This is a genomic window from Novosphingobium sp. (genome assembly GCF_049240505.1).
Taxonomy (GTDB): Bacteria; Pseudomonadota; Alphaproteobacteria; order Sphingomonadales; family Sphingomonadaceae; genus Novosphingobium.
On the sequence record NZ_JBMLSM010000045.1, the window covers coordinates 51,715 to 58,774 of the forward strand.

Consider the following 7,060-nt stretch of genomic DNA (forward strand, 5'->3'; position numbering starts at 1 on the left):
GCGCACAAGAGAGCCGTAGGCGGGGATGACTGAAACCAGAAGACAAGAAACAACAAAGTGAGGGTTTCAATGAACTTTTCCCTGAAGCGAGCGGCGCTGCTTTCCGCAAGTGCGATCATCAGCGTAACCGCCCTTCCCGCATTCGCGCAGGAAGCACCTGAAGCCCCGGAAGCTGCCGATGCAGGCACCGAAATCATCGTGACGGCCACGCGCCGCGCGGTTTCGCTTCAGAATGCCCCGATCAACATTTCAGCGATCACTTCGGAAAGCCTCAAGGACCAGCGGGTAGACGATGTGCGCTCGCTCGCCGCGTTCACGCCGGGCGTCACCATTCAGGACACCGGCCCGCGTTCAAGCGGTTCCATCGTGATGCGCGGCCTTTCGGCCAGCGACACCAGCGCGTTCGGCGCGAACAGCGACAATACGCTGGCCACCTACCTTGGTGAAATTCCGCTCTATCAGGACTTCAAGTTCATCGACATGAACCGTGTCGAAGTGCAGCTTGGCCCGCAAGGCACGCTCTATGGCCTTGGCACGCTGGCAGGCGCGATCCGCTACATCCCCAACCGCCCAGATCCCGATCGCTGGGAAGGCGCATTCCACGCCCGCGTCTATGACGTTGCCCACGCAAAAGACCCCGGCTTCGTGGTCGACGGCATGATCAACGTGCCGCTGATCCCCGGCAAGGTCGCGTTCCGGTCTGCCACTGGTTACTTCAACGATCCGGGCTTTATCGATTACAATTACCTGCTCAACACGCCGGGCGTATCGAACCCGCAGCCCAACCGCCCCGGCACGTTCTTCGGGTCCATCGGCACGGCGGACCAGATCGCGCAGAATTTCCACACCTATGAAGACGCGAACTTCGAACACACCTTCACCACGCGCAACCAGCTTGGCCTCTATCCGTTCGAAGGGCTGACCGTAACGCTCAGCTATGTGCGCCAGCAGACCGACACCAACGGGCGTCAGGCCAACGGCGGCGGCGTGTTCGGCACGGGCAAGTACGAAGCGCCGTGGCGCTACCTCGAGCCGGCAAAGCGCGTGGCCGATCTTTATGCTGCCGAAGTCGAAGCGGAACTGGGCGATATCGCCACGCTGGTTTCGGCCACTGCGTTCACGCGCCAGAAGTTCAAGAGCTCGGCAGACGTGACCGATCTGCTGCTTGATCTGGACTACGACTACGAACTGTTCCCAGCCTTCTCAGGGTATACCCGGTCGAATGGCGAGAACGAGCAGTTCAACCAGGAAGTGCGCCTTGTTTCCACCCACGGCGGGCCGTTCAGCTGGGTGTTGGGCGGGTTCTACAACCAGCTCAAGACCAAATCGGACTACCGCGAAATCGTGCCCGGATACCCTGCATGGGCGGGGATCAACCGGCCCGACGAAGTGGAATACGCATCCTATGTGAACACCAAGACCACCGAAAAGGCGGTGTTCGGTGAACTGACCTTCCAACCGATTGACGCGCTGACCCTGACAGCCGGTGGTCGCTACTTCAAATACGATGCCTATGTGATCGGCGGGCAGGCGCTGCCGCTGTTCCAGCCCTTCCCGGCCATCAACTTCCGTTCGCGTGAAGGCGATACGAGCGATGACGGCAACGTGTGGAAGCTCAACGCATCGTACAAGTTTTCGCCCAACGTGATGGTCTATGGCACGTTCAGCAAGGGCTACCGCATCGGCGGCGTGAACCGCGTTGCCCCCTGCGCACTGCCACTGCCGCCGGGCCAGAACCTTTGTGCCTTGCCGGATGAACTCTCGTTCGCGCCGGATACCACCAAGAACAAGGAAATCGGCATCCGCGCCAGCCTGTTCGATGGCAAGCTGCGCACGACGCTGGCGTTCTTCCACATCGACTGGGATGGCATCCAGCTTGATGGCCTGACCGAAAACGGGGCCATCGGCATTACCGTGAACGGCGGCAAGGCCGTGTCGAAGGGTGTCGAATTCTCGTTCAACGCAAGGCCGTTCGAGGGTTTCAGCGTACAGGGCAACTGGTCCTACACAGATGCCTATCTGACCGAGGCCGTGCCGGGACTGCTGAAGACGCGGACCAACGAATTCGACGCGCTGCCGGGTGACCGTCTGCCCGGATCGACCAAGGTTTCCGGCTCGCTGGGTATGAACTACGAATTCCCGGTCGGCGAAGACACCATGACGCTGAGCTGGACCTCGACCTATACCGGCGACATCTTCACCCGCGTGGGTGCACGGGGCGGCGGCGAAATCCTGCCTGCCTACACCACGCATCGTGCATCGATTGCCTATGCGCTGGACGATACGCTGGAATTCCGGGTCTATGCGGATAACCTGACCAACAAGTTTGCGGTGATCGCGGTGTCCAACGACCTATCGCGCCGCATCGTCAACGATGGCGTCGTTTCGCGCTACTATGCAAACTCAGTGCTCAGCCCGCGCAAGGTGGGTTTTGAGATGACCAAGAAGTTCTGACGCCTCAACCCCGGCCTGCCACGTGCGCAGGCCGGGGAAGATGCTGCGAACACGTTCCTGCGAAGGACTGGGCCGCTGCTCCCCCAAGGACAGCGGCCCCTTTTTTGGCAATCAGTCCAGCGGAATGCCGTTGGCGGTGAAGAACGCCATCACCTCGCCAAGATGCGCTTCATAGGCACGCCACCGACCGATGGCGCGCGCGTTCATCGGTTCGCGCACCTGTTGGGCACTGGGAGTCGCCACGGCAGCGGCGTTCTGGTGGAAATCGAGGCAGGCCGCGTCCCATTCCAGCCCGCAATGGGCCAGCATCTTGCGCGTGTTCGCCTCCTGATCGGCAACCAGCCATTCGTAAGTGACTTCATGAATCCGGCCCGGAAAACGCTGCCGCCAGAAGGCCATCAGCCGCTGGAACAGCAGGACATAACGCGCCGTGTCCATCAGGTCATAGGACCAGCGGTAATAGGGTGATCCGGTGGCGAAGAGATGCTTGTAGTTCGACCACACGCTGTCCATCGCCCCACGCCGCAGGCACAGCACCCTGGCATTCGGAAACGCCTGCAGAATCCATCCTATATACAGGAAATTCAAAGGGAACTTGTCCGTAAACCGTGAACTTTGCGCACCGGCGTTCTGCCGTGCGCGGGAAAGATAGAGTTCACCCAGAACCTGGGCCGACGCGCCTTGCAACGCGCCGATGGTTTCAGGATCGAGAACCATGCGCGATCCGGTTTGCGCAAGCTGCTTTACCGCAAGCGGCATCGCCTGCAGTTCCCCGGCAGAGGTCACCGCAGGGTGCGATGACAGGATGCGATCCACCAGCGTGGTGCCGGTGCGCGGCAGGCCGACGACGAACAACGGCGCGTCTTCCAGCGTGCTGTCTGACCGCAGGGGCAGATCGGTCACAAAGCTCCGACGCACCGCATCGAACACCGCCTCATCATCTGCAAAGGCATAGCCCAACCGGGCACGGTGGATGGCGTTGCCCTTTGCCAGATGGTCGAAAGCGCGGTCGTGATCTTGCAATCCCTCAAACCCGGCAGCAGCGGCATAATGCAGCCGCACCTGCTCAAGCGGATCACTTGCAGCGGTCAGAGCGGACTCGATCCGCGCGACGCCTTCGGCATTCGGTCTACGCTTCAACCCGGCAAGGCCAAGGTGCGCGCGGCCATGTGCCGGTTCGCGCGCGATGATGGCTTCATATTGCAGGGCCGCATCGTCCACGCGCCCGAAAAAGCCAAGTGTGCTGGCCAGATTGAAGCGATATTCCGACAGGTCAGGCTGGGCAGCGACCGCCTGTTCAAACAGCGGCAGTGCCTCCTCATGCGCGCCGAGCCGGGCAAAGACGCAACCGATAGTATCAAGCACGAGCGGATCGCATGGCGCCTTCTCCACCGCCAAGCGTGCTGCTGCCAGCGCCTCACCCTCACGCCGCGCCAAGAGCAGGATGCGCGCGTGTTGCGCAAGGTATTCGGAATTGCCGGGAGCAGCGCGGACGACAGCGCCGATGGCTTTCAGCGCATCGGAAATACGACCCGTTTCGGCCAGAGCCACGGCGGCGATGAAGCCGGCATCGGCGTCCGCCGGGTCGCGCGCCAGCGCAGCACCTGCGGCGGCCAGCGCCTTGGCCGGATCGCCAGCCGCAAGCAGAGCGCGCAAAGGCGAATGCGCCGACCTGTTTGATACCGCCCCTGTCACGTCGCATCTCCTTATGGAGGCCCCCCGATGACCTTTCCCCCACCCTACCTGCGGTGCAAGGCTTCATTCCTACGCCGAATGACGCATCGCGCGATGCGTAGCCCGGAACGGCGATTTGGCCGCAGCGTTATGCGCATTGGACGGAAATGAGGAGCCACACGATGCCTGCAAAATCTGCCGCCCAGCAGAAGGCCGCCGGAGCAGCCCTTTCCGCCAAGCGTGGCGACACTCCCAAAAGCAAGCTCAAGGGAGCGTCGCGCGAAATGGAGAAATCCATGACGGAGAGGGAACTTGAGGATATGGCTTCGACCAGCCGGAAAGACAAACCGGAACACGTCAGCCAGAAGTGAGGCCTATGGACGAGATCTTTACCCGTATCGCCAACCGCGTCTCGCTTTGGGCGGGTCAGGCCGGAACGTTCATCCTTGCGCTGACCATCATCATCGTGTGGGGCGTGAGCGGGCCGTTGTTCCAGTGGAGTGATACCTGGCAACTGGTGATCAATACCGGCACGACCATCGTGACCTTCCTGATGGTGTTCCTGATCCAGAACAGCCAGAATCGCGATGCGGCGGCGATGCAGGCCAAGCTGGATGAACTGATCCGTGCCGTCGACAAAGCGCGCGTTGGTTTCGTCGGTATCGAACATCTGACCGAGGACCAGATCGAAAAGCTGCGCGATGCGCTGGAACGCGAGGTAAAGGCGACCGGTGACCGGCAAGCCACCGCCGACGAAACCGTCGAAAGGCTATTGGACAGGACATGATCCAGTTCCGCACCGAGAGCGACAGCATCGGCACCGTTCACGTCCCGGCCGATGCCTATTGGGGGGCGCAGACGCAGCGCAGTATCGAAAATTTTCCGTTCGGCGCGATGGAGCGGATGCCCATCGGCATCGTGCGCGCACTGGCGATGGTGAAGCAGGCCGCAGCGCGCGTGAACCGCAAGCACGGTCTTCCGTCCGAACTGGCCGACGCGATAGAAACCGCAGCTGCAGAAGTGGTGGCGGGAAAACTGGACGATCAGTTTCCATTGGTTATCTGGCAAACGGGCAGCGGCACCCAATCGAACATGAACGTCAACGAGGTGATTGCGGGCCGCGCGAACGAGATGTTGACCGGCGCGCGTGGCGGGAAAAGCCCGGTGCATCCCAACGATCACGTGAACATGGGTCAGTCTTCCAACGATACGTTCCCCACGGCGTTACACGTTGCCTCCGTCGCCGCCCTGCATAGCGATCTCTATCCTGCGCTGGGCCGATTGCGTGGAAGTTTGGCGGGTGCGGCGCTGGCCTGGAAGGATCTGGTGAAGATCGGGCGCACGCATTTGCAGGATGCCACGCCGCTGACGCTGGGTCAGGAATTTTCCGGCTACGCCCAGCAATTGGCCAATATCGATGCGTTTCTGAAGTGCACAGAGATGCACCTACACGCACTTGCGCAGGGCGGAACCGCCGTTGGCACCGGTCTGAACGCGCCAGAAGGCTTTGCGGAAGATGTCGCTGCGGAGATTGCGGGGTTGACTGGCCTGCCGTTTACAACTGCGCCCAACAAGTTCGAAGCGCTCGCCTCCAACGATCCGCTCGTGCAACTTTCGGGCACGCTATCGACGCTGGCAGTGGCGCTGACCAAGATCGCCAACGACATTCGCCTGATGGGTTCCGGCCCGCGTTCCGGCCTTGGCGAACTGGAGCTTCCGGCAAACGAGCCGGGAAGTTCGATCATGCCGGGCAAGGTCAATCCGACGCAGGCCGAAATGCTGACGATGGTGGCCGCGCAGGTGATCGGCAATCATCAGGCGGTGACTGTGGGCGGAATGCAGGGGCATCTGGAACTCAATGTTTTCAAGCCGATGATCGGTGCGGCGGTCCTGCGGTCGATCCATCTCCTCTCGGTCGGGATGCTGAGTTTCGCCACGCGCTGCGTCGAGGGGATCGAGCCGAACCGGCGGCGCATCTCTGAACTGGTGGAACGTTCACTGATGCTGGTCACCGCGCTTGCGCCGGAAATCGGCTATGACAATGCAGCGAAGATCGCCAAGCACGCGCATGAGCATGACCTGAGCCTGCGCGAGGCCGCACTGGCACTGGGACTGGTGGATGAGGCGACGTTCGAACGACTTGTGCGGCCGCAGGATATGATCTGAATCGGGTGTAAGTGTTATCTCGGACTTAACCTCGTTTCTTGGGTTGGTGCTAAGCGGGGTCTGACCATATGGTCGCATGACGATCCGCGCCGCCACACTGTTTGCCTTTGCCAGCCTTGCGCTGGTGGCTCCGGTGGCTGTCCCTGCAAAGACAATTGCGACCGCACAGCAGATGCGGTTCGGGCCGTTCGTAGTCGTATCGGCAGACAAGGCGCGACTGGTGGGCGTTACCGATGGCGGCTCTCCGGCTGCGTTTCTTGCGATGATCGAGGCTTATCCCGCGATCCGTTCGCTGGAACTGGTCGATTGCGCCGGCACCAGTGATGACATCGCCAACCTGCGGCTGGGCCGGATTATCCGTCAGCATGGCATTGCCACGATTGCCCCGGCGGGTGCATCGGTGCGGTCGGGCGCAGTGGACATCTTCCTTGCCGGGGCTGAACGCAAGGCGGCGGCAGATGCACGCTTTGCCGTGCATTCATGGCTTTCCGCCGATGGCCGTGAGGCGGGTGCAGCGCAGACCGATGATCCGGCGCGTGCAGCCTATGAGCGCTATTACCGAGACATGGGCCTGACTGCCGCCGATGCACGCGCGTTCTACGCGCTCACCGTTTCAGTGCCGAACAATCGCACGCTGCAACTGGCTCCACGCGATCTGGCGCGCTTTGCCGAGGTGGCGACGGCGGGTTAGAGCACTTTCCGACCAATCTGGATCATCGTGATTGCGATAGGAGGCTCGCTGGCAAGGCGCAGCGTGCAGCAGGGG

The 7,060-nt window shown here is 61.6% G+C and carries 6 protein-coding genes; 5 read left to right on the forward strand and 1 reads right to left on the reverse strand.

The genetic code is table 11. The features are described from left to right. Positions 1-69: 69 nt before the first annotated feature. Entirely contained in the window at positions 70-2,454 is a 2,385-nt protein-coding gene (locus tag ACOVQ0_RS04260; RefSeq protein ID WP_421880559.1) for a TonB-dependent receptor, read from the forward strand. A gap of 111 nt (positions 2,455-2,565) precedes the next feature. Here the strand turns inward: ACOVQ0_RS04260 and ACOVQ0_RS04265 are convergent, their stop codons facing one another. Continuing rightward, positions 2,566-4,149, reverse strand: coding sequence for a sulfotransferase (locus ACOVQ0_RS04265; RefSeq protein WP_421880562.1), 1,584 nt, complete (start codon positions 4,147-4,149; stop codon positions 2,566-2,568). A 161-nt stretch (positions 4,150-4,310) separates the two neighbouring features. On the opposite strand from ACOVQ0_RS04265, the gene ACOVQ0_RS04270 reads away from it, so the two are divergent. The 4 genes from ACOVQ0_RS04270 to ACOVQ0_RS04285 all read left to right on the forward strand — a co-directional run bounded on the left by ACOVQ0_RS04270 (position 4,311) and on the right by ACOVQ0_RS04285 (position 6,985). Continuing rightward, a complete protein-coding gene (locus ACOVQ0_RS04270; protein ID WP_421880565.1) occupies positions 4,311-4,499 on the forward strand; it encodes a DUF3008 family protein in 189 nt (62 codons plus the stop codon). Between the two features lie 5 nt (positions 4,500-4,504). Beyond that, entirely contained in the window at positions 4,505-4,915 is a 411-nt protein-coding gene (locus ACOVQ0_RS04275) for a low affinity iron permease family protein (protein ID WP_421880568.1), read from the forward strand. Then, positions 4,912-6,294: a class II fumarate hydratase gene (gene fumC / locus ACOVQ0_RS04280; RefSeq protein ID WP_421880570.1), complete on the forward strand. Its 1,383-nt coding sequence runs from the start codon at positions 4,912-4,914 to the stop codon at positions 6,292-6,294. The genes ACOVQ0_RS04275 and fumC overlap by 4 nt, the downstream gene beginning before the upstream one ends. Before the next feature lie 76 nt (positions 6,295-6,370). Further along, entirely contained in the window at positions 6,371-6,985 is a 615-nt protein-coding gene (locus ACOVQ0_RS04285; RefSeq protein ID WP_421880572.1) for a hypothetical protein, read from the forward strand. Positions 6,986-7,060 lie beyond the last annotated feature (75 nt).

Excerpts from the sequence above, each read along its gene's own strand:
- fumC (WP_421880570.1), top strand. The coding sequence starts at position 4,912 with ATGATCCAGTTCCGCACCGAGAGCGACAGCATCGGCACCGTTCACGTC.
- ACOVQ0_RS04285 (WP_421880572.1), top strand. The coding sequence starts at position 6,371 with ATGACGATCCGCGCCGCCACACTGTTTGCCTTTGCCAGCCTTGCGCTG.
- ACOVQ0_RS04270 (WP_421880565.1), top strand. The coding sequence starts at position 4,311 with ATGCCTGCAAAATCTGCCGCCCAGCAGAAGGCCGCCGGAGCAGCCCTT.
- ACOVQ0_RS04260 (WP_421880559.1), top strand. The coding sequence starts at position 70 with ATGAACTTTTCCCTGAAGCGAGCGGCGCTGCTTTCCGCAAGTGCGATC.
- ACOVQ0_RS04275 (WP_421880568.1), top strand. The coding sequence starts at position 4,505 with ATGGACGAGATCTTTACCCGTATCGCCAACCGCGTCTCGCTTTGGGCG.